19 protein-coding genes are annotated in these 21,904 nt (G+C 62.9%); 11 read left to right on the top strand and 8 right to left on the bottom strand.

The genetic code is table 11. The features are described from left to right. Positions 1-2 precede the first annotated feature (2 nt). Entirely contained in the window at positions 3-935 is a 933-nt protein-coding gene (locus LB524_RS21370; RefSeq protein ID WP_140617091.1) for a lysylphosphatidylglycerol synthase domain-containing protein, read from the bottom strand. Positions 936-1,230: 295 nt separating this feature from the next. On the opposite strand from LB524_RS21370, the gene LB524_RS21365 reads away from it, so the two are divergent. Then, positions 1,231-2,649 (top strand): Ppx/GppA phosphatase family protein, encoded by a 1,419-nt coding sequence (locus tag LB524_RS21365; RefSeq protein ID WP_263485708.1) that lies wholly within the window; start codon positions 1,231-1,233, stop codon positions 2,647-2,649. A 25-nt stretch (positions 2,650-2,674) separates the two neighbouring features. Continuing rightward, complete coding sequence (locus tag LB524_RS21360) at positions 2,675-3,472, top strand: RlmE family RNA methyltransferase (protein WP_015318290.1); 798 nt, start codon at positions 2,675-2,677, stop codon at positions 3,470-3,472. Positions 3,473-3,601: 129 nt separating this feature from the next. On the opposite strand, the gene LB524_RS21355 is transcribed toward LB524_RS21360, so the two are convergent. Beyond that, on the bottom strand, positions 3,602-5,023 hold the full coding sequence (locus tag LB524_RS21355) for an MFS transporter (protein WP_140617090.1): 1,422 nt from the start codon (positions 5,021-5,023) through the stop codon (positions 3,602-3,604). A gap of 239 nt (positions 5,024-5,262) precedes the next feature. On the opposite strand from LB524_RS21355, the gene LB524_RS21350 reads away from it, so the two are divergent. From LB524_RS21350 to LB524_RS21330, 5 genes are all read left to right on the top strand, one after another. Next, a complete protein-coding gene (locus LB524_RS21350) occupies positions 5,263-5,508 on the top strand; it encodes a type II toxin-antitoxin system Phd/YefM family antitoxin (protein ID WP_140617089.1) in 246 nt (81 codons plus the stop codon). Beyond that, positions 5,505-5,960 carry a PIN domain-containing protein gene (locus LB524_RS21345; RefSeq protein ID WP_140617088.1) on the top strand — a complete coding sequence of 152 codons (456 nt, stop codon included), beginning with the start codon at positions 5,505-5,507 and terminating at the stop codon, positions 5,958-5,960. Before LB524_RS21350 ends, LB524_RS21345 begins: the two co-directional genes overlap by 4 nt. A 135-nt stretch (positions 5,961-6,095) precedes the next feature. Next, positions 6,096-7,598: an IMP dehydrogenase gene (gene guaB / locus LB524_RS21340; protein ID WP_015318286.1), complete on the top strand. Its 1,503-nt coding sequence runs from the start codon at positions 6,096-6,098 to the stop codon at positions 7,596-7,598. Between the two features lie 31 nt (positions 7,599-7,629). Further along, a complete protein-coding gene (locus LB524_RS21335) occupies positions 7,630-8,172 on the top strand; it encodes a hypothetical protein (protein ID WP_015318285.1) in 543 nt (180 codons plus the stop codon). 25 nt (positions 8,173-8,197) lie between these two features. Next, positions 8,198-8,617, top strand: a complete 420-nt coding sequence (locus tag LB524_RS21330; protein WP_224529863.1) for an MAPEG family protein — start codon at positions 8,198-8,200, stop codon at positions 8,615-8,617. A 46-nt stretch (positions 8,618-8,663) separates the two neighbouring features. Here the strand turns inward: LB524_RS21330 and rnd are convergent, their stop codons facing one another. Then, positions 8,664-9,815, bottom strand: coding sequence for a ribonuclease D (rnd, locus tag LB524_RS21325; protein ID WP_015318283.1), 1,152 nt, complete (start codon positions 9,813-9,815; stop codon positions 8,664-8,666). A 328-nt stretch (positions 9,816-10,143) separates the two neighbouring features. Then, positions 10,144-10,455 carry a hypothetical protein gene (locus tag LB524_RS21320; protein ID WP_224529862.1) on the bottom strand — a complete coding sequence of 104 codons (312 nt, stop codon included), beginning with the start codon at positions 10,453-10,455 and terminating at the stop codon, positions 10,144-10,146. 189 nt (positions 10,456-10,644) lie between these two features. Here LB524_RS21320 and aspS point away from each other — a divergent pair, with 189 nt between their 5' ends. Then, entirely contained in the window at positions 10,645-12,432 is a 1,788-nt protein-coding gene (aspS, locus tag LB524_RS21315) for an aspartate--tRNA ligase (RefSeq protein ID WP_181171057.1), read from the top strand. Positions 12,433-12,658: 226 nt separating this feature from the next. On the opposite strand, the gene LB524_RS21310 is transcribed toward aspS, so the two are convergent. Continuing rightward, positions 12,659-13,849: a hypothetical protein gene (locus tag LB524_RS21310; RefSeq protein WP_140718259.1), complete on the bottom strand. Its 1,191-nt coding sequence runs from the start codon at positions 13,847-13,849 to the stop codon at positions 12,659-12,661. Between the two features lie 331 nt (positions 13,850-14,180). On the opposite strand from LB524_RS21310, the gene parC reads away from it, so the two are divergent. Continuing rightward, entirely contained in the window at positions 14,181-16,433 is a 2,253-nt protein-coding gene (parC, locus tag LB524_RS21305) for a DNA topoisomerase IV subunit A (protein WP_224529860.1), read from the top strand. 263 nt (positions 16,434-16,696) lie between these two features. Continuing rightward, positions 16,697-17,905, top strand: a complete 1,209-nt coding sequence (locus LB524_RS21300; protein ID WP_224529859.1) for an AI-2E family transporter — start codon at positions 16,697-16,699, stop codon at positions 17,903-17,905. Positions 17,906-17,914: 9 nt separating this feature from the next. Here the strand turns inward: LB524_RS21300 and LB524_RS21295 are convergent, their stop codons facing one another. The 3 genes from LB524_RS21295 to LB524_RS21285 all read right to left on the bottom strand — a co-directional run bounded on the left by LB524_RS21295 (position 17,915) and on the right by LB524_RS21285 (position 20,311). Beyond that, on the bottom strand, positions 17,915-18,811 hold the full coding sequence (locus LB524_RS21295) for a DMT family transporter (RefSeq protein WP_140787665.1): 897 nt from the start codon (positions 18,809-18,811) through the stop codon (positions 17,915-17,917). Positions 18,812-18,942: 131 nt separating this feature from the next. Next, a complete protein-coding gene (locus LB524_RS21290; RefSeq protein WP_015318275.1) occupies positions 18,943-19,701 on the bottom strand; it encodes an arginyltransferase in 759 nt (252 codons plus the stop codon). A 139-nt stretch (positions 19,702-19,840) separates the two neighbouring features. Beyond that, a complete protein-coding gene (locus tag LB524_RS21285) occupies positions 19,841-20,311 on the bottom strand; it encodes an RDD family protein (protein WP_015318274.1) in 471 nt (156 codons plus the stop codon). A 204-nt stretch (positions 20,312-20,515) separates the two neighbouring features. Between LB524_RS21285 and sthA the strand changes: the two genes are divergently transcribed. Further along, positions 20,516-21,904 carry a Si-specific NAD(P)(+) transhydrogenase gene (gene sthA / locus LB524_RS21280; RefSeq protein ID WP_140720793.1) on the top strand — a complete coding sequence of 463 codons (1,389 nt, stop codon included), beginning with the start codon at positions 20,516-20,518 and terminating at the stop codon, positions 21,902-21,904.

Below are 21,904 nucleotides of genomic sequence, written 5' to 3'. Positions count from 1 at the left end.
CCTCAGCTCTCCTTGCGGCTGAACTGCGAGCGTTCGAAGAACAGCACGATGCCCAGGCCCAGAAACAGCGGAACGATGAGATAAAACAGCCGGAACACCAGCAGCGCCGCCACCACGCCGACCGGATCCATCTCGGAAAGCCCGGCCAGGAACACCACCTCGAACACGCCGAGGCCGCCTGGCGCGTGCGAGATCTGGGCGACCGAGAAGGAGACCAGGAAGACGCCCAGCACGACGAAATAGCCGGGATTGTGCACCTCGGGCAGGGCGAAGAAGATGATCGCCGCGGCCGCGAGCAGCTCGATCGGGCCGATCAGCAACTGCCTGGCGACGATCGGCAGCGCCGGATAGTGCAACTGAAACCCGGCGATCCTCAGCGGGCGCAGGTGCAGCCAACTGCCGAATACATAGGCTGCGATGAGGACCAGCATCGCAATGCCTGCCGCCTCCGACAGGCCGTGATGGGCAATGCCGGAAAAGCGGTCGATGATCCGCGGCTCGAACACCAGCACAAGGCCGGAGGCGAGTAACGTCGACAGCACGAAGGTTATCCAGCAGATCGCCACCAGCACGCCGACTTCCTGGCCGGTCAGCCCCCTTGTGCCGTAGGCACGGTAGCGAATGACGGCGCCGGAGAACACCGAGCCGCCGATATTGTGCGACAGCGCGTAGGTGGTGAAGGAGCAGAGTGTCACGAACAGCCACGACACCTTTTTGCCAATATGCAGCAGCGCGATGTGATCGTAGCCGGCTAGCGCGGCATAGGCGACGACTGAGCTCAAGCCCGCCAGCATCCAGCCACGAGTTGGAATGGCCGCCAGCCCATCCCAGACGTCGTCGAGCGAGATGCCGCGCAATTCATGCCAGAGCAGCAGCAGCGAGAAGATCACCGCGCCGATGCCGACGACCGGCCAGAAATAGCGTTTCCAGTTCATTGCCCGACTGCCATGCGTTGCGTATCCGCTTCCTTTCCGTCGAGAGGCCGTCCGCCCTGGATTCCCCATTCATTTCAGAGATGCCTCATTGAAGCCGGCTATTCAACCGCGAACACTTGTCGCGCCTGACGCCGTCCCTGTTTGCCGCGCGCCGCGACGGTGTTTCGCTACTAGCCCAGCCTTGCCGGTACATTACGCCAGGGCAAAAACAAGCCCGCGCACCCGGTCGGCAAAATTCAGCGTGCGGCTCTTGGTGATCGGGCACGGCACTGTTAGTCTGGCGACAACTTGAAACATGCCAAAGCGCCTGCTGCGTCCTTCACCGGTTCGCGCGGCGCCGGAAGGAACGACAGTGGAAGACCGCGACACCGGCGCAGGCGCGCCGGAGGTGGGCGCGTCCAGCGCTTCCCTGGGGCCATCAGGCCCGGGGACAGCCGGTTGGCAGCAACGCCGCCCGACGGAGCCTCGCTCCGTGAATGGGCAGGCTGGCGACGCGACCCAGAAGGGCAAGCCCAAGAAACGGCGCAAGCGAAGGCGTGGACGCAAGGTTTTTGCGCGTGACGAGGCGCGCCCAGGGGACAATCAATCGCCGGTGCAAGGCAAGGCTCATGTTGCGGTGGTGGATTTGAAGCCTGTTGCCGCGGCGACAATCTCGCCCGCCGCTTCATTGCCTCGCCCCGAACAAGGCCACCGCCGGCCGCCGGTGCACGAGCTTCCCGTCTTCGCCGCGCTGGACCTCGGCACCAACAATTGCCGGCTGCTGGTCGCCGTTCCCACGCGTCATGGCCAGTTTCGCGTCATCGATGCCTTCTCGCGCATCGTCAGGCTGGGCGAGGGGCTCACCGCCAATGGCCGGCTCGGTCAGCCGGCGATGGACCGCGCGGTCGAGGCGCTGAAGGTCTGCGGCGATAAATTGCGCGGCCGCAAGATCAGGAAAGCAAGGCTGATCGCCACCGAAGCCTGCCGAACAGCCGAAAACGGCGTGGAGTTCCTCGATCGCGTCGAACGCGAAGCCGGCCTGAAGCTCGAGATCATCGACCGCCAGACCGAAGCCCGTCTCGCGGTTTCCGGCTGCGGTTCGCTGGTCGAGCGTGACACGCAGGGCGTCGTCCTGTTCGACATCGGCGGCGGGTCTTCCGAGATCGCGCTGATCGATCTCACCGGCCGCCGTTCGCCGCGGCTGGCCAATCACATCGTCTCGTGGACGTCGCTGCCGGTCGGTGTCGTCTCGTTGGCGGAACGCTTTGGCGGCCGCACCGTGACGCGCGAGATATTCACCGCCATGGTCGACGACGTCGCCGGCAGGCTGGCCGCTTTCGATGGCCGCGATCGGTTGAGCCATCTCAAGGCCAGCCCGAATTTCCATCTGCTGGGCACTTCGGGCACGGTGACGACGCTGGCCGGCGTCCATCTCGACCTCGAACGCTACGACCGCCGACGGGTCGACGGCCTATGGATGGACCGCGACAGCGTCGACCGCATGGTGGAGAAACTGGTCGGCTGGGACTTCCAGCAGCGCTGCGCCAACCCCTGCATCGGCGCCGACCGCGCCGATCTCGTGCTGGCCGGTTGTGCTATCCTCGAAGCGATCCGCGCCGTCTGGCCCTCGGAGAGGCTGCGCGTCGCCGACCGGGGCTTGCGCGAAGGAATATTGAGTGAGCTGATGGCCGATGACGGCGTCTGGCGCAATGACGGGCGTGCTAGGGCATCATGATCATGCTCAAACAAGAAATCAGGCAATGACGAAGAAACCGGAAAAGCCAGGGTCCGCCAGCATTCGCGTGCTGAAGACGCGGATCAAGAAGAAAAGCGGTCTGAAGGAATCGTCGCGCCGCTGGCTGCAGCGCCACATCAACGATCCGTATGTCCAGCGCTCCAAGGCCGACGGCTATCGCTCGCGCGCGGCCTACAAGCTGATCGAGATCGACGACAAGCACCACCTCTTGAAGCCCGGCATGAAAGTAATCGATCTGGGTGCCGCCCCCGGCGGCTGGTGCCAGGTCGCGGCCGCGCGCACGAAATCGACGGCCGAAAACCCGCATGTCATCGGCATCGATTATCTCGAAATGGACGCCGTGCCCGGTGCGCCGGTGCTGCTGATGGATTTCCTGGACGCCGACGCGCCGCAAAGGCTGGCCGAGGCGCTGGGCGGGGATCCGGATGTCGTGCTGTCCGACATGGCGGCGCCGACCACCGGCCACAAGCGGACCGACCATATCCGCACCATGCATCTGTGCGAGGTGGCGGCCGATTTCGCGCTCTCGGTCCTCAAGCCGGGCGGCCATTTCCTCGCCAAGACCTTCCAGGGCGGCGCCGAAAATGAGTTGCTCTCGATGCTCAAGAAGAATTTCCGCTCCGTCCATCACGTCAAGCCGCCGGCCTCACGCGATGAATCAGTGGAGCTCTATCTGTTGGCCAAGGATTTTAAGGGGCGAGAGTCCGGTCCGCCGCCAGGCGGATCGGAACGTCCAGTGGACGTTCCGAAGGACTCGAGCGCCCCGAGCCATAGCGAAGGGCCGGGGGACGCCGACGGCTGAAAGGCCAGCTCCCCGCCGGTCCGCCGCCAGGCGGATCGGAACGTCCAGTGGACGTTCCGAAGGACTCGAGCGCCCGGAGCCATGGCGAACGGCCGGGGACGCCGCGGCTGATCGCTCTACGGCGACTTATCACTCTCCCGGCGATCTGACGGGTTCCAGCGTCTTCGGCGTCGTCAGCCGGCCATGGCCGGAGACGGCGTTACCGGCGTCGGGCGCCATCCGCATGAACGACAGCGACGCCGCCGCCGACACCGCCGCCACGATGAAGAAGGCGGTATGGAAGTCGCGCAGCGTCAGCGGGCCGCCATGGATCGAGGTCGAGACTTCCAGAATGCCGCCGGCGAGCGCCACGCCGAGCGCGATCGAGAGCTGCTGGAACACCGCCGTGATCGGCGTTGCCTTGCTGGTATCCTCGGCCGACACCTCGGCATAGGAGAGCGCGTTGACGCCGGTGAAGAACATCGAGCGGATGAAGCCGCCGACCAGCAATATGGCCAGCATCAGCGCATAAGGTGTTTCAGGGGTGAAGAGGCCGTAGATGGCGATCGATGCGGCAGCGACTAGCGAGCCGACGATCAGCACGCGGCGAAAGCCGACAACGCGGAAGATCAGCGCGGTGACGAATTTCATGCCGATGGCGCCGATCGCCGAGACAAAGGTGATCATGCCGGACTGGAATGGTGTCAGCCCGAAACCGATCTGGAACATCAGCGGCAAAAGGAACGGCACGGCGCCGATGCCGATGCGAAACAGCGAGCCGCCAAGCACCGACGACCGGAACACCTGGTTACGGAAGAGTTCGAGCGCCAGCAGCGGATTTTTGGCGCGGCGCGCATGCATGAGATAGAGCGCGCCCGACAGCAGTCCCACGGCGATCGTGATGAAGCCGGTCGCCGGCGGCAGATAAGGCAGGCTGACCACCGACAGGCCAAAGACGACGCCTGAAGCGGCCAGCCCGCTCAGGACGAAACCGACGAAATCGAGCGGCGGCGTCTCGGTTGCCTCGGTTTCCGGCAGGAAGCGAGTGGCAAGCCAAATGCCGATCAGGCCGATCGGGACGTTGATCAGAAAGATCCAGTGCCAGGTGAAGTAGGTGGTGATGAAGCCGCCGATCGGCGGACCCACCAGCGGCCCGACCAGCGCGGGAACGGTCAGCCACGACATGGCGGCGACCAGTTCGCTCTTGGGCGTGGCGCGCACCAGAACCAGGCGCCCGACCGGGGTCATCATGGCGCCGCCAATGCCTTGCAGGAAACGCGCGACTACGAAGGCGGGCAGCGAACCGGAGAGGGCGCACGCCACCGAACCGGCAATGAACACTGCAATCGCGGCACGAAAGATGGTCTTGGCGCCGAAGCGGTCGGCCATCCAGCCGCTGATTGGAATGAAGATCGCCAGCGACACCAGATAGGCCGTCAGCGCCAGTTTGAGCGCGATCGGGCTGGTGTGGATGTCGATGGCGATCGCCGGCAGCGATGTCGCGATGACGGTCGAATCCATGTTTTCCATGAAGAGAGCGACCGCCAATATGAGCGGAATGGTGCGGTTCACAAGACGCGTCCGGACTGATTCTCTGTCGTCGGCTGAGGCAAGCCGGCACGCAGGGCGGTTATCACGGCCAGAGGGTGATGTCGTGTTAAATTGCTGTCACTTTTGTGCGACTGCAAGGATGCGGCCTTTCGCTTTGGCATGCCCCATGCCGGCAGAGATCCCTGCCAGGCAAGGGACACCTTGCATGGAACGACACACATCATTATTGTAGTGAATATAACTACTATGGGGACATTGCCATGGAAAAAGGTGTTTCGGCGGCCGATGCCAATCGCAGGTTTTCTCTCCTACTGCGCGGCGTTCGCGAAGGACAAAGCTACGTGGTGACCAGTCACGGGCGTCCGGTCGCTCGGATCGTGCCCGCGGATCATCAGGAGGGTGTGGCTGCCCGATCGCGCGCGGCGTTGTTGTCGCGCCTTGAGCGCCAGCCTGTCATGAATGCCGGGCAGTGGACGCGCGATGAGCTTTATGAGGACGAGCATTGAAGATCGCGCTCGATACGAATATCCTTGCTTACGCGGAAGGGGTGAACGGTGCGGAGAAGCGCGACATCGTTCTCGAATTGCTGCGCGATCTCCGGCAAGATGACGCGGTTATTCCTGTTCAGGTTCTTGGTGAACTCTTCAACGTTTTGGTCCGCAAAGCAGGAAGACCGCCCCTGGAGGCACGGGATGCCCTTCTGAGCTGGAGCGACGCATTTTCCGTTGCCGCGACGACGCAGGACGTGATGATGATGGCCGCTGATCTGGCTACCGATCATCGACTCAGCATTTGGGACTCGGTCATTCTCTCCACGGCCTCGCAAGCTGGCTGTCGGCTGCTGGTCTCGGAAGATCTGCAAGACGGCTTCACATGGGGCGCGGTCACTGTCGTCAGTCCCTTCGCAGCGCCGCGTCACCCATTGCTTGATGCTCTGGCGGGGAAGTCTGGCGACTAGAACGCGGAACGACGCAACGATCGGCTTTTCATCCGTCCCGCGACGTGTTACCAGCCACCGCCAATCCTGAAAGGGAATAACGAGTCGGCGCTGTCCATTCTGGTCCAGCGCTTTTTCGCATTCAAAGGGCTGGCCATGGCAAAAATCATCGAAACGTCCACCGGCGCACTGGCGCTGACCTTTGACGACGTGCTTTTGCAGCCCGGTCATTCCGAGGTCATGCCCGGCCAGACCGACATCCGCACCCGCATCGCCGGCGACATCGATCTCAACGTGCCGATCCTGTCGGCAGCGATGGACACGGTCACCGAGGCAAGGCTTGCCATCGCCATGGCGCAGGCCGGCGGCATCGGCGTCATCCATCGCAATTTCTCGCCCGCCGAACAGGCCGAGCAGGTGCGGCAGGTCAAGAAATTCGAATCCGGCATGGTGGTCAACCCGGTCACGATCGGGCCCGACGCCACGCTCGCCGACGCATTGTCGCTGATGCGCACCTATTCGATCTCGGGCATTCCGGTGGTCGAGAATGGCGGCGCCGGTGGCCACAAGACCGGGCGGCTGGTCGGCATCCTGACCAACCGCGATGTGCGCTTCGCTTCCGATCCGGCGCAAAAGGTCTACGAATTGATGACCCGTGAGAACCTGATCACGGTCAAGGAGAACGTCGACCAGGACGAGGCCAAGCGGCTTCTGCACCAGCACCGCATCGAGAAGTTGGTGGTGGTCGACAAAACGGGCAATTGCGTCGGGCTGATCACCGTCAAGGACATCGAGAAGTCGCAGCTCAACCCGCACGCCACCAAGGATGCGCAGGGGCGCCTGCGCGCCGCGGCCGCCACCAGCGTCGGTGATGACGGCTTCGAGCGCGCCGAGCGTCTTATCGAGGCCGGCGTCGATCTTTTGGTGATCGACACAGCGCATGGCCACTCGCAGCGCGTGCTGGACGCGGTGACGCGGGCGAAGAAGCTTTCCAATTCCGTGCGAATCCTGGCCGGCAACGTCGCCACCGCGGAAGGCACGCGGGCGCTGATCGACGCCGGCGCCGACGCCGTCAAGGTCGGCATTGGTCCGGGCTCCATCTGCACCACCCGCATTGTGGCCGGGGTCGGCGTTCCCCAGCTTTCGGCCATCATGTCGGCGGTCGAGACGGCGCACAAATCAGGCGCCTCGGTGATCGCCGACGGCGGCATCAAATATTCCGGCGATCTCGCCAAGGCACTCGCCGCCGGCGCCAGCGCCGCCATGATCGGCTCGCTGCTTGCCGGAACCGACGAAAGCCCGGGCGAGGTCTATCTGCACCAGGGCCGCTCCTTCAAGGCCTATCGCGGCATGGGCTCGGTCGGCGCCATGGCGCGGGGCTCCGCCGATCGCTACTTCCAGGCCGAGGTGCGCGACACGCTGAAACTGGTGCCGGAAGGCATTGAAGGGCAGGTTCCCTATAAAGGACCTGTGTCTGGCGTGCTGCACCAGCTTGCGGGCGGGCTGAAAGCCGCTATGGGTTATGTTGGTGGCCGCGACCTTGCCGATTTCCGCGACCGCGCCACCTTTGTGCGCATATCCAACGCCGGACTTCGTGAAAGCCACGCCCATGACGTCACGATTACCCGCGAAAGCCCCAACTATCCCGGCGGAGCCTGATTCTTCCGGACTTTGGGCGAACTTGACCTCCATGGTGCTGCGCTTGTCGCGCCATGTCGGGGCGTTCTGCTTCCTCTCGGCGGCGGTTTTTGTCGCCATGACAGGGATGGAGTTCTTCTATTTCCGTCGACTGAGCGGGGGCCTGGCCTCGCTCGACATGCGCTATTTCGGATTCACGCCCGACGAAGGCATGGCCTGGCTTACGGCGCTTGGCCGGCGCGGCAGCGAGATCATCCTAGTCTGGCACTACCTGACCTTCGATCTTCTGTTTCCGGCGCTGTTGTCGCTGACGCTGGTCAGCCTGATCCTGGCAACTGGCCGGCGCCTGAAGAATTTCCGCGTGCTGCCGGCGCAGATGCAGGCGGTCTTCGCGCTGGTCCTGGTGCTGCCCTATACGCTCGCCGACTACGCCCAGAACATCGCCGTGGCGCGCCTTCTGTCCGATTTCCTCTACGCCAATCCGGACTCGCTGTCCTTTGCCTCGGCGCTGATCGTCACCAAATTCGCGCTTCTCGCCGTCCCGGTCATCGTCATTGCCGCTTTCTGGCTGGCAGGCCAAAGACGTCGGAGTTGAAGCGGAGCAGGGCAGGGGCGGCTTCATGAACCAGACCACGATCTTCTGGCCTGTGCTGGCTCATGTGCTGCTGATCTACATCGTCTATATCGTCATGGGCCGGCGCCGCTATGTTGCTGTCAAGTCGGGTGAAGCCAAGGTCGGCCAGTACAAGGTTCGTTCGACCGAGCCGGCCTCTACTGCCACCGTCGCGAACAATTTGATCAACCAATTCGAACTGCCGGTGCTTTTCTACGTCCTGTGCCTGACACTGCACATGACCAACGGCGTCAATTACATCACCCTCGCACTGATGTGGATTTTTGTCGCGTCGCGCTATTTTCACGCCTGGTTTCACCTGACCAGCAATAAGCTGCTGGTGCGCAACCGCTCCTTCGTGCTGGGCGCGGTGGTGCTGGCGCTGGGCTGGATCTGGCTGGCCCTGCACTTGCTCGCGATCGTATGAGCTGCGCCAATCACATTCTCCAAAAGGGAAGGGGAAAGGCCGGCGCCTATAGATCGAACACCGCGATCTTGCGATTGTCGAACTTGATGCCGATCTCGCCGCGTACCAGCTTCAGCGCGTGTTCGCCGAACACGGCGCGCCGCCATCCTTGCAGCGCAGGCACATCGGCATCCTCGCCCTCGGCGGCGATGCGATCGATGTCATCGCTGGAGGCCAGCACCTTCGAGGCGACGCCCTGTTTTTCGGCGACGATCCTGAGCAGGACCTTCAACAGTTCCGCGGCCGCATTCGAGCCCTCGGGCGGCTGGAAGTTTTTCGGCAGTTTCGGCATCTGCTCCTTGGGCAGGGCGAGCGCGGTGTTGACCGCGCCGAGCAATGCCGTCGCCGTCGAGGAGCGTTCCCATCCCTTGGGAGTGGTGCGCAGCTTGGCAAGGGCTGGCGCATCGCGCGGTCCTTGCTGTGCGATCTCGTAGATCGCGTCGTCCTTGAGCACACGGCCGCGCGGCACGTCGCGCTCGCGCGCCTCGCGTTCACGCCATGCCGCCACGGCCTGCACGATCGCCAGTTCCTGGGGCTTGCGAAGCCGCATCTTCAGCCGCTTCCAGGCATCCTCGGGGTGCGGATCGTAGGTCTCGCGCGAGGTCAGGACATCCATCTCCTCATTCAGCCAGTGGGCGCGGTTTTCCCGCGCCAGCTCGGCGTTGAGGTGCTGATAGACCTCGATCAGATGGGTGACGTCGGCCAGCGCGTAATCGAGCTGCTTGTCGGACAGCGGCCGATGGCGCCAGTCGGTGAAGCGCGACGACTTGTCGAGGCGCGCCCCGGTGATGCGCTGTACCAGCTGATCGTAGGAAACGCTGTCGCCGAAGCCGCAGACCATCGCCGCCACCTGGGTATCGAACACCGGGTGCGGAACGAGGTCGCCGAGATGGACGATGATTTCGATGTCCTGGCGCGCCGCATGGAAGACTTTGACCACCGCTTCGTTGGCCATCAGCCTGAAGAAGGGTGCCAGATCGATATCGGGCGACAGCGGATCGATCAGCGCCGTTACGCCGGGAGCGGCCATCTGGATGAGGCACAGGATAGGCCAGAAGGTCGTTTCACGGATGAATTCGGTGTCGACGGTGACGAAATCCGACTTTTCGAAAGCGGCGAGAACGGTCTCGAGTTCTTTCTGGGTGGTGATGACGTGCATCAAATCGCTTTTGGCAGGAGTAGGGTCTTCCTAGATTTCAGCCGGGAAGGCTTTCGTCAAGCGCCGGTATCGGCGTCGTGACGCGGCTGGGCCGCCGGAATCGCCGTTTTTGTCACTCGGCCGAGCGAAACTGGCCGAAATTCACAACAGGTGCGGCGAAGCGACAGCCTTGGCCGCAGGAACATTCCCCGCCGGATTGAGTCTCCGCCGGGAGGCGGTCATTCAATCTGCGTCGACGTTCAGCGCTTTCATCGATGCCGCATACGTGACAAACGCTTCGATATTTTCTTTGGGATAGCCAAGAAGTGTGCCTTCCAGTCTCGCCAGATCATTTGACGTGAAGACGCCAAAGGCCTCTCCGCTCCGGCACATTCGAGAGATCAGCAGGCTGAGCTTGCAGCGCCATTCCTCGGTCGGCAGGCAGTAGCGACGCTCTTCGATGGAGGTTAGGGTCGACATAGGTGAATTTGAGAATACGCCCTTCATCGACGAAGGGCTTGAATTGCGCGTCGCCAATGTCTTCGGCGTCCATTCCCGCTTCCGCCGCGAACAAGGCCATCGGCTTCATGCCGCTGAGCATCAGTTCCAGCTCGCGGTGGTTATGTGGCCTAATGCCGGATGGGAGCGTGCGTTTTGGCATCGGGCGTCTCCGGATTGTGTCGAGGCGGTATCTTCACAAGAAACGCGTTTTCAGGCAATGCCGCTCAAGGTCCGGCGATGGCCCAAACCATCCGCTTGCCTTGACAAAGCCGGCCTCTCATGCGCTTTTCGCGCCAATTTCGAGCCGGGCCTCAGCCCGCACCCCAGCATCCGGACTTTATCCATGACCATGCACCGTTACCGCAGCCATACCTGTGCCCAGTTGCGAAAGAGCGACGTCGGCAATTCCGTTCGCCTGTCGGGTTGGGTGCATCGCGTGCGCGACCATGGCGGCCTGCTGTTCATCGACCTGCGCGACCATTACGGCCTGACCCAGATCGTCGCCGATCCCGATTCGCCCGCCTTCAAGGTCGCCGAGACCTTGCGCGGCGAGTGGGTGATCCGCGTCGACGGCGAGGTCAAGGCGCGTTTGCCCGAGACCACGAACGCCAATTTGCCGACCGGCGAGATCGAGATTTTCGCCCGCGAGATCGAGGTGTTGTCGGCGGCCAAGGAATTGCCGCTGCCGGTGTTCGGCGAGCCCGATTATCCCGAGGACATCAGGCTGAAATACCGCTTCCTCGACCTGCGCCGCGAGACACTGCACAAGAACATCGTGGCGCGCACGAAGATCATCGCCGAGATGCGCAAGCGCATGGGCGAGGTCGGCTTCACCGAATTCTCGACGCCGATCTTGACCGCCTCGTCGCCGGAAGGCGCGCGCGACTTCCTGGTGCCGTCGCGCATCCATCCCGGCACCTTCTACGCGCTGCCGCAGGCGCCGCAGCAATACAAGCAGCTGATCATGGTGTCGGGCTTCGACCGCTACTTCCAGATCGCGCCCTGCTTCCGTGACGAGGACCCGCGCGCCGACCGCTTGCCCGGCGAATTCTACCAGCTCGACCTCGAAATGAGTTTCGTCGAGCAGGACGACGTGCTGTCGACCATGGAACCGGTGATGCGCGGCGTCTTCGAGACCTTCGCCAATGGCAAGCCGGTGACGCAGAAATTCCAGCGCATCCCCTATGATGTCGCCATGCGCAAATACGGCTCCGACAAGCCGGACTTGCGCAACCCGATCGAGATGCAAGCCGTCTCCGACCATTTTCGCGATTCCGGCTTCAAGGTGTTCGCCAACATCCTGGCCAACGATCCGAAGGCCGAGGTGTGGGGCATTCCGGCAAAGACCGGCGGCAGCCGCGCCTTTTGCGACCGCATGAATAGCTGGGCGCAAGGCGAGGGCCAGCCGGGGCTGGGCTACATCTTCTGGCGCAAGGAAGGCGACAAGCTCGAAGGCGCCGGCCCGCTCGCCAAGAACATCGGCGAGGAACGTACCGAGGCGATCCGCCTGCAGCTCGGCCTTGCCGACGGCGACGCCGCTTTCTTTGTCGCCGGTGATCCGAAGAAGTTCGTGTCGTTCGCCGGCGCGGCGCGCACCCGTGCCGGCGAGGAGCTGAACCTCGTCGACCGCGAACGCTTCGAACTGTGCTGGATCGTCGACTTCCCGTTCTTCGAATGGAACGAGGAGGAGAAGAAGATCGACTTCGCCCACAACCCGTTCTCGATGCCGCAGGGTGGCATCGACGCGCTGAACGGCGAGGATCTGCTCGGCATCAAGGCCTTCCAGTACGACATGGTCTGCAACGGTTTCGAGATCGCCAGCGGCGGTATACGCAACCATTTGCCCGAAACCATGGTCAAGGCGTTCGAGACGGTCGGGCTCGACCGCGCCACGGTCGAGGAACGCTTTGGCGGCCTCTACCGTGCCTTCCAGTATGGCGCGCCGCCGCATGGCGGCATGGCTGCGGGCGTCGACCGCGTCGTCATGCTGCTGGTCGGCGCCAAGAACCTGCGCGAAATCACCATGTTCCCGATGAACCAGCAGGCTTACGACCTGTTGATGAACGCGCCGTCGGAAGCCTCGCCGCAGCAGCTTCGCGATTTGGCGCTGCGCGTAGCGCCGGTGAAGAAGGACTGACGGGTGCAACTGCCCTTTCTCCCCGTCACTATACGGGGAGAAATGTCCGGCAGGACAATGAGGGGCAGCGCGGGCTGGCGATTTGCGAGCGATCGTAGCAGCCGAGGCCTTCTGACAGGCAATCGTTTCAGACTGGAATTCATATTCGCAAGCGTCGGCGCTGCCCCTCATCCGCCTGCCGGCACCTTCTCCCCGTATAGTGACGGGGAGAAGGCAGCTAATTCGATCAGTCCTCGTTCGCCTTGACGCTGACGCCGAGCGTCTTCGGCAGGTCGAGCGGGTTGGACATGGCGCCCGCCATGATCAGCGCGAACGGCACCGATGCCGGCGGCTCGGCCGAGATTTCGAGACTCTTCGGATCGTCGAGATATTTGCTGACCGCCGCCGTAACCTGGGCCGTCAGCTCGGGATTGTTGAGCTGCGCCATGCCGAACGGCACGATTGCCTTGGCTTGGTTGGCGATGTCCTTGGCCGACATGCCCTGCTGCTTGCCGACATAGTCCAGCACCTTGCCGGTCAGCGAATCGTCGTCGAAGCGGATCGATGCGCTGTTGAACGAAAGCTGCTGCAACAGGCCGAGCATGGCCATGCCTTGCGCCGAATTGTCGGCGCCTTCCGGCTGTGCGGCCATCTTCTTCTGCATTTCCTGCAGCGACTTGATGAAGTCGATCGTGTAGCCGCCGAGGTCGAAGGTCATGCCGAGCGTGCCGGCATTCTCGACGGATATGTCGTATTTCGACAGCTCCATCTTGCCGTCCGACGGCTGCCAGGTGCCGGCCATTTCAAGATTGCCCGAAATGTTCTGGTAGCCGAGCGCGTTGATGACCTCCTTGGACTTGGGGTCCTCGACCAGCGAGAGATCGGCCGTGAATTTCTCCGTGTTGGCGGTGAATTCCATCGCCTTGCCGTCGGCGGGCGGCGTGATCTGGATGGCAAGCCCGTCCATCGAAAAAGCGGTCTTGTCGGCGACCTTGACCGTCATGTTCGAGAGTTCAGCGGATTTGTACATCATCAGCGAGCCAAGCGGGCTGGTGGAGCCGTCGGCCGGCACCGTCATGTCGTGGATGACGAAGGGGCTGAGATCCAGGGTGACGCCGTCCTTGCTGTGTTCGAAGGCCGAGGTCGACACGGTGCCGATATCATAGCCGCCATTGGCTTCGGTGATGTTCTCGAGCTTGACGTCGCCGATCGTCAGCGCTTCCTTTTCCGCGGCCGGTTTCACGGACACGCCCTGCAGCACCATGCTGGTGTTGTCGCCGGTCACGCCGGTCCAAGAGATGTCGACGCCCTGGGCGGAGAGTGCTGCCTTCAGCCGGTCCGCGACCGCCGCGTCCTGGGCAAGGGCCGCATTCAGCGGCAGCGTGAGCAAGAAGGTCGAAAGTGCGAATTTCCGGAGAGTTGAGCGGTTGATTGTCATTGCAAGGTCCCTGAGAGTGTCCTGAAATTATTTTTCAATTCTTTGCGCCATCACCATTCCGTGACGAACTGGACGGGAGAAAGGCGTGTCCCGGCACAATGGTCGAAAATCGCGCTGAAAGGCAAACCCGATCCGACCGCTATTGGAGAATGCAGTGAATTTGGCATGAAGGTCGAGCCGCCAGCGTGCTTCGCAATAGATGCGGCATGTAACAGATTGATGTTGGCCGGCAAGCTCGACCTTGCGGTTTTCTGTTGCAGAATTGCGCGCAAATCGACTGGCCCGTTGCGCGCCTCTTGCCGCGAATCACCCGCTCGGCTAGGTGCAGCCCATGGGAAAAAGGCTTTTGCCGCCTGACAATGGCGGCGGCGATCATATCGAACCGGTCGACCTGAAGAAGGCGCTGGAAGAGCGCTATCTCGCCTATGCTTTGTCGACCATCATGCACCGGGCGCTCCCGGATGTGCGCGACGGACTGAAGCCGGTCCATCGCCGCATCATGCATGCCATGCGCCTGTTGCGCCTCAACCCCGACCAGGGGTTCGCCAAATGCGCTCGTATCGTCGGCGAGGTGATGGGCAAGTTCCACCCGCATGGCGACCAGTCGATCTATGATGCGCTGGTGCGGCTGGCGCAGGATTTTTCGATGCGCTACCCCTTGGTCGACGGCCAGGGCAATTTCGGCAACATCGACGGCGATAACGCCGCCGCCATGCGCTACACCGAAGCGCGTATGACCGACGTGGCGACCGATCTGCTTGCCGGCATCACCGAGGACGCGGTCGACTATCGGCCGACGTACAATGAAGAAGACGAGGAGCCGGTCGTGCTCCCCGGTGCCTTCCCCAATCTCTTGGCCAACGGCTCGTCCGGCATCGCGGTTGGCATGGCGACCTCGATCCCGCCGCACAATGCCGCAGAGCTCTGCGACGCGGCGCTGCATCTGATCGAGCATCGCGATGCGCCGGTGGCGAAGCTGATGGATTTCGTCCAGGGTCCGGATTTTCCGACCGGCGGCATCATCGTCGACAGCCGTGCCTCGATCCTCGAAGCCTATGAGACCGGCCGCGGCGGGTTTCGCGTGCGGTCGAAATGGAACCAGGAAGACCAGGGCAGGGGCACCTGGAGCATTGTCGTCACCGAAATCCCCTATGGGGTGCAGAAGGCGCGGCTGATCGAGAAGATCGCCGAGCTGTTGATGGCCCGCAAGCTGCCGCTGCTCGAGGATATCAGGGACGAAAGCGCCGAGGACATCCGCGTCGTGCTGGTGCCGAAGAGCCGTTCGGTCGACCCAGGCATCCTGATGGAATCGCTGTTCAAGCTGACCGAGCTCGAAAGCCGTTTCCCGCTCAACATGAATGTGCTGTCGCGCGGCAAGGTGCCCAACGTGCTGTCGCTGAAGGGCGTGCTGCAGGAATGGCTGGACCACCGCCGCGACGTCCTCATCCGTCGCTCGAAATTTCGCCTCGGCGAGATCGAGAGGCGGCTGGAAATCCTTGCCGGCTACCTGATCGCCTATATCAACATCGACGAGGTGATCAGGATCATCCGCGAGGAGGATGAGCCCAAGCAGGTCATGATGGCCCGCTGGTCGCTCACCGACACCCAGGCCGAAGCGATCCTCAACATGCGGCTGCGCGCCTTGCGCAAGCTGGAAGAATTCGAGATCCGCAAGGAATTCGACGGCCTGACAGCGGAGAAGAAGCAGATCGAGGCACTGCTGGCGTCCGATGCCAAGCAATGGTCGACCATCAAGTGGGAAGTCACTCAGGTTCGCGACAAGTTCGGTCCGGAGACCGAGATCGGCAAGCGCCGCACGCAGTTCGCCGACGCGCCCGAGCACGACCTGACCGATATCGCGCACGCCATGATCGAGCGCGAGCCGGTCACCGTGGTGGTTTCGGAAAAAGGCTGGCTGCGGGCGATGAAGGGCCATCTGGCCGATTTTTCGACGCTGACCTTCAAGGAGGGCGACAGCCTCAAGCTCGCCTTCCATGCCCAGACGACGGACAAGGTTCTGATCTTCACGACCGGCGGCAAGTTCTATACGATCGGCGCCGACCGGCTGCCGGGCGGCCGCGGCCATGGCGAGCCGATCCGCATCATCGTCGACATGGACAATGACCAGGACATCGTCACCGCCTTCGTCCACGATCCCAAGCGCAAGCTGCTGCTCGCCTCTTTCGACGCCAACGGCTTCATCGTTCCCGAGGAAGAGGTGGTCGCCAACACCCGCAAGGGCAAGCAGGTGATGAACGTCAAGGCGCCGGACGAGGCCAAGCGCTGCGTGCCGGTCACCGGCGATCACCTGGCCATCGTTGGCGAGAACCGCAAGATGCTGGTGTTCGCGCTCTCGGAAATCCCGGAGATGGGTCGCGGCAAGGGTGTGCGGCTGCAGAAATACAAGGACGGCGGCCTGCTCGACCTCAAGCCGTTCACGCTGGAAACCGGTCTCTCCTGGCAGGATTCGGCCGACCGTACCTTCACCCGGTCGCGCGAGGAATTGGCTGAATGGATCGGCGCCCGGGCGTCGGCGGGACGGATGGTGCCTAAGGGATTCCCAAGGACTGGGAAGTTCGGCTAGAAGCTGCCGATCTCGTCCCTCGTGGGGGAAATGGCCGGCTGGCCAGAGGAGGCGCTGTCCCGCCAGCGCATCAAATGGCTGGCTACACCCCTCGCAATTCTCGGTCCTTAAGATCAGATCAGGGGTTCACGCCCCCTCTGTCCTGCAGGAAATTCCCACGAGGGGGAGATTGGCAGCTCCGCCATCACCATTTGGAGTATCGTCACGATTGCTGCACTATATCGGTGCATAACTGACCGGATGGGCCGGGGAGAACAGGGCGTTTGAAGGAAGCAAAGATCCAGAAGCCGGAACGGCAGCAGCGCCTCTTCGGGCTGTCCACACCGCTTCGTTCGGCCGTCATACCGCCGCTCTCGGCGGCGCGCTGGCTGCTGGTGCTGATCGTTGCCGCCGGCGTCTATTTTTTCCACGGCTTCCTGTTCCCGGTGCTGGCCGCCCTCGTTATCGCCTTCGCCAGCTGGCCGCTCTACCGACGGCTGCTGGTCGGCGTCGGCGGCAACCGAACCATCGCCGCCACATTTGCCATCCTGTTCATCCTGGCCTTCCTGGTGATACCGATCGCGCTTGCCGGCACCTACGCCATCAACGAGGTGCGCGAATGGGTCGGCTGGGCGATAGAGACAAACCGCCACGGTGCGGTGACGCCGCAGTGGATCGCCACCCTGCCTGTGGTGGGTGAGTGGCTGAACGAGCAGTGGACGACCAATCTCGGCCATCCCGGCGGCATCGGCGAACTGATCCAGCTGGTCAGCGGCGCCAATATAGGCAGCATCTACCGCGGTGCGCTCGCCGCCGGCGGCAGCGCTTTCAGCCTCTTTCTGACGCTGCTATTCATGATGATCGCCCTGTTTTTCGCCTATCGCGACGGCGAGAATTTCGCCGGCCAGATCGACCGCCTCGGCGAGCGCATCCTGCCCACCCGCTGGGAACGGATCTCGCGCGTCGTGCCGGCGACCATTTCCTCGACCGTGACCGGCATGACGGTAATCGCCATCGGCGAGGGACTGGTGCTGGGCATCGCCTACTGGCTGGCCGGTGTGCCGTCGCCGGTGACGCTCGGCGCGCTGACCGGCGTCATGGCGCTCATCCCAGGCGGTGCGCCATTGTCCTTCACATTGGTCTCGATCTACCTCGCCGCCAGCGGCTCGCCGATGGCCGGCCTGGCGCTGTTCATCTGGGGCACGGTCGAGTTGTTCGTCGTCGACAAGACGTTGCGCCCCAAGCTCGTCGGCGGCCCGATAAAACTGCCCTTCCTGCCGACCTTTTTCGGTTTGATCGGCGGCGTCAAGACCATGGGTTTTCTCGGCCTGTTCATCGGCCCGGTGCTGATGGCGCTGCTGGTCGCGATCTGGCGCGAGTGGCTGCGCGAGGTGGAACTGGCCGACGAGATCGCGCCGCCGAATGAGATCGAAGCCGGTCCACAAATCGAGGTCCTGCCCGAGCCCAGCGTGGTCAAGAAAGCCAGCGCCTGATCTCGACCTCTACGCCGGATGGTGCACCGCGAGGTCGCCGCGCCGCTTGCGCCCATCATGCAACTGCCAGAGCGAATGGGCGACCAGCGTGACGATCAGGATGCCGCCGCCGATCAGGCTGTTGCGGGTCGGCGTCTCGGCAAAGATCATCCACACCCAGATCGGCGCCAGCACGGTTTCGAGCAGGTAGAACATCGCCACTTCCGGTCCTGAAATGTATTTCGGCCCGGCGGCGAGGCAGAAGAACGAGATCGGCATGATGACGGCGCCGTTGAAAATGATCCACCATGGCGCGTTCACGTGAAAGCCTTCGCCCGTCACCATGAAAGCGGCCAGCCCAAGCGGCAGAAGGACGCCGATCAGCGAGGTGAATCCCATATCTTTGCCGCTGGCTCGCGAGAGGGTGATGGCCACCGCGATGAAGAAAGCCGAGCACAGCGCCATGAAATCACCGAACAGCTTGCCGCTGCCAACCGAACCGCCGACGATGACCAGCACGCCGAGGATCATGACCAGCATGGCCGCGATCGTCACCGCTCCCGGCCTTTCCCGTAGGAATATCCAGGACAAGAGTGCGGCGAAGACGGTGTTGAAGGCCAGGATGAACACCAGGTCGGCGGTCGAGGTGTGGAAGACCGCGGTAACGAAGGTGATCGAGGTCAGCCCATAGCATATCGCCACGATCAGCCCGGACCAGCCGGGGATAAGCGGCGGGACATTCCGGCTCAGCGCGCGCCAGACCGACCAGATGATCATCGCGGCGATGAAGGTGGTTCCGGTTCGCAGCAAAAGGATGGTCCACGCGCCGCCATCCGCAAGGCGGATCAACGGTATGTCGACGGTCAGTATCAGTCCGCCGATGGCGGTTATCAGAAGGCCCTTCTGGTGATCATGGTGAGAGGACATGCAGGAACTTTCGCAATTGAATTGCAGGCGGCCGGTCGGCGCAAGCGCGCACTCTCTCCAGCCGAGCGGCTGAAAGACCAGCATCCCCTGCCTTGAAACAGTTTAAGCGTGGATCGGGGGAAAACTCAGCGTCAGACCGCTTCGTTGGTATAGCGCTCCCAGCCTTTTGGGCCGAGATGCTCCTGCGGCATGAAGCGCATCTTATAATTCATCTTGCGCGAACCATTGACCCAGTAGCCAAGGTAGACATGGGGCAGCCCCATCGCCTTGGCACGGGCGATATGGTCGAGGATCATGAACGTGCCGAGCGAGCGGCTTTCGAAATCGGGATTGAAATAGGAATAAACCATCGACAAGCCGTCGGCCATCTTGTCGGTGAGCGCCACCGCTATGAGTTCACCCTGGCCTTTGCCGGTGATGAAGGTGTCGGGTCCGCGCCGCCGGTATTCGATCACCTTGGTGTCGACATGGGTATCCTCGACCATCATGGCGTAGTCGAGCACCGTCATGTCGGACATGCCGCCGCGGCGGTGGCGGGCATCGAGATAGCCGCGAAACAGTGAATATTGTTCGGTCGAGGGCTCGGCGTTGTGCATGGCGCCGACGAGGTCGGAATTGTGCTGCAGCACGCGCTTCATGTTGCGGCTGGCGGTGAACTCCTGTGCCAGGATACGCACCGACACACAGGCGCGGCAGGTCTCGCAGGCTGGTCTGTAGGCGATGTTCTGCGAGCGCCGGAAGCCGCCTTGCGTGAGCAGGTCGTTCATCTCCGAGGCCTTGTCGCCGACCAGATGCGTGAACACCTTGCGCTCGAACTGGCCGTCGAGATAGGGGCACGGCGACGGCGCGGTCAGGAAGAACTGCGGCGACTGGGTCGGGTGCTGCGTCATCGAGCCTTGGAAACACTCCTTCGAATCGCTCTACCTTTGGCTCCGGCGGCGAAAAATTCAACAGGATTGTGAAGGTGTGGGCAACTCAACACCTTCACATTTGCGCTCAAGGGGGCTGCGGCTTTGCTTCAGGGCGGTTTCAGCGGCCGGTGCGGCTGACGACAGTGCCGAGCAAAAGATCGTGCAGCGTGCGCTTGCGGTCCGAGAACAGGGTCACCAGCAGGACCAGCGGCGACAGGATGACGTTGCCGGCCCAGAACAATACGGAATGGACGACCGCGGTCAGCCCGTCGATGCGGGTGCCGTCGAGACGGTCGAGGCGGATGCCCATCATCTTCATGCCCGTGGTGGCCTGGTCGGCGCTGCCCAACGTGTTCCAGATGTAGAGGATGGCGACTGCCGGCACCAGGACGCCGAACAGCATCCAGCCCAGGCCGAGGGTCAAGAGCCCGAGGAAGAACACCAGGATGGCGACCGGAATGCTCAGCAGGCCAACGATGAGATAGTCGAGCACGAAAGCCAGGATGCGCCTTGTGCGCACGCCTTCAAAAGCCCTGACATCGTCGAGCCGGGTGTTGATGATTTCGCCGTCGAGAACGCGAGCGTTCATGTCATTTCCTCGTAACAGGGGCCTGCTTAGCCTGCGCCCCACCGCACCAGAAATGGTGAGGGCTCATGGTGGAATCAAGATCGGACCGTTTCGCCGCGGCGCCAGGCGGGACAGAATGGGCTGAGGGTCCGAAGCGGTTGAATTTGCAGCACGGATGGCGTTAGCTTGCTGCGGCGCAACAAGACGCCGAGGGGACGGGGCAATATGGACTACGACATGCTGGTCATCGGCAGCGGCCCTTCCGGCCGCCGCGCCGCCGTGCAATCGGCCAAACTCGGCAAATCGGTGCTGGTGGTCGACCGGGGCCGGCGCCTTGGCGGCGTCTCGGTGCACACCGGCACCATTCCTTCCAAAACGCTGCGCGAAACGGTGCTCAATCTCTCGGGCTGGCGCGAGCGCGGCTTCTATGGACGCGGCTATCGGGTCAAGCAGGATATCTCGGTCGGCGACCTGATCGAGCGCCTGCACAAGACGCTCGACCACGAGGTCGAGGTGCTGCAACACCAGTTCATGCGCAACACGGTCAAAAGCGCGCGCGCGGCGGTGAAATTTCTCGGCTCCAATAAGGTCAGCCTGACATCGGACAATGGCGACTACAGCGAAGTCGGTTTCGCCAACGCACTGATCGCCGTGGGCACCAGGCCGCATCGGCCGGCCGACGTGCCCTTCGACAAGACCCGTGTCTTCGACAGCGACGAAATGCTTGAACTCGACCGCCTGCCACGCACGCTGACGGTGATCGGCGCCGGCGTCATCGGCGTCGAATACGCCACGATCTTTTCCGCGCTCGACGTACCGGTGACGCTGGTCGAGCCGCGCAACTCCATCCTCGATTTCGTCGACCGGGAGATCGTCGACGATTTCATCCACCAGATGCGCGACCGCGGCATGACGATAAGACTGGGCAGCGCGGTCAAGGAAATCCGCTCCAAGCCGGATGCCGCCGAGGTGGAACTGGCCGATGGCCGCACCATCCGCTCCGAGGTCGTGCTCTACGCCGCCGGCCGCACCGGCAATGTCGGCAGCCTCGGCCTCGACGTGGTCGGCATCGAAGCCGACTCCAGGGGCCGCATCAAGGTCGATCCCCAGACTTTCCAGACCAGCGTGCCGAACATCTACGCGGCCGGCGACGTCATCGGTTTTCCAAGCCTCGCCTCGACCTCCATGGAGCAGGGCAGGGTGGCCGCCTGCCATGCCTTTGGCGTGACCCTGCCCGCGCCGCCGGAAACCTTTCCCTACGGCATCTATGCGGTGCCGGAGATCTCGACGGTCGGCCAGTCCGAGGAGCAGGTACGCCAAAGCGGCGGCGCCTATGAGGTTGGCGTCGCGCGCTTCCGTGAGACGTCGCGCGGCCACATCATGGGCGTCGACACCGGCTTCCTGAAGCTGTTGTTCTCGATCAAGACGCGGCGCCTGCTCGGCGCGCACATTGTCGGCGAGGGCGCCACCGAACTCATTCATATCGGCCAGGCGGTGATCAATCTCGGCGGCACGGTCGACTTCTTCGTCAACAACACCTTCAACTATCCAACCCTGGCCGAGGCCTACAAGATCGCCGGCCTCGACGCCTGGAACAGGATGGGAAGAGGGTAG

The organism is Mesorhizobium sp. ESP6-5 (assembly GCF_020164695.1).
Taxonomy (GTDB): Bacteria; Pseudomonadota; Alphaproteobacteria; order Rhizobiales; family Rhizobiaceae; genus Mesorhizobium; species Mesorhizobium australicum.
This window is presented reverse-complemented; position numbering and strand designations above follow the sequence as displayed.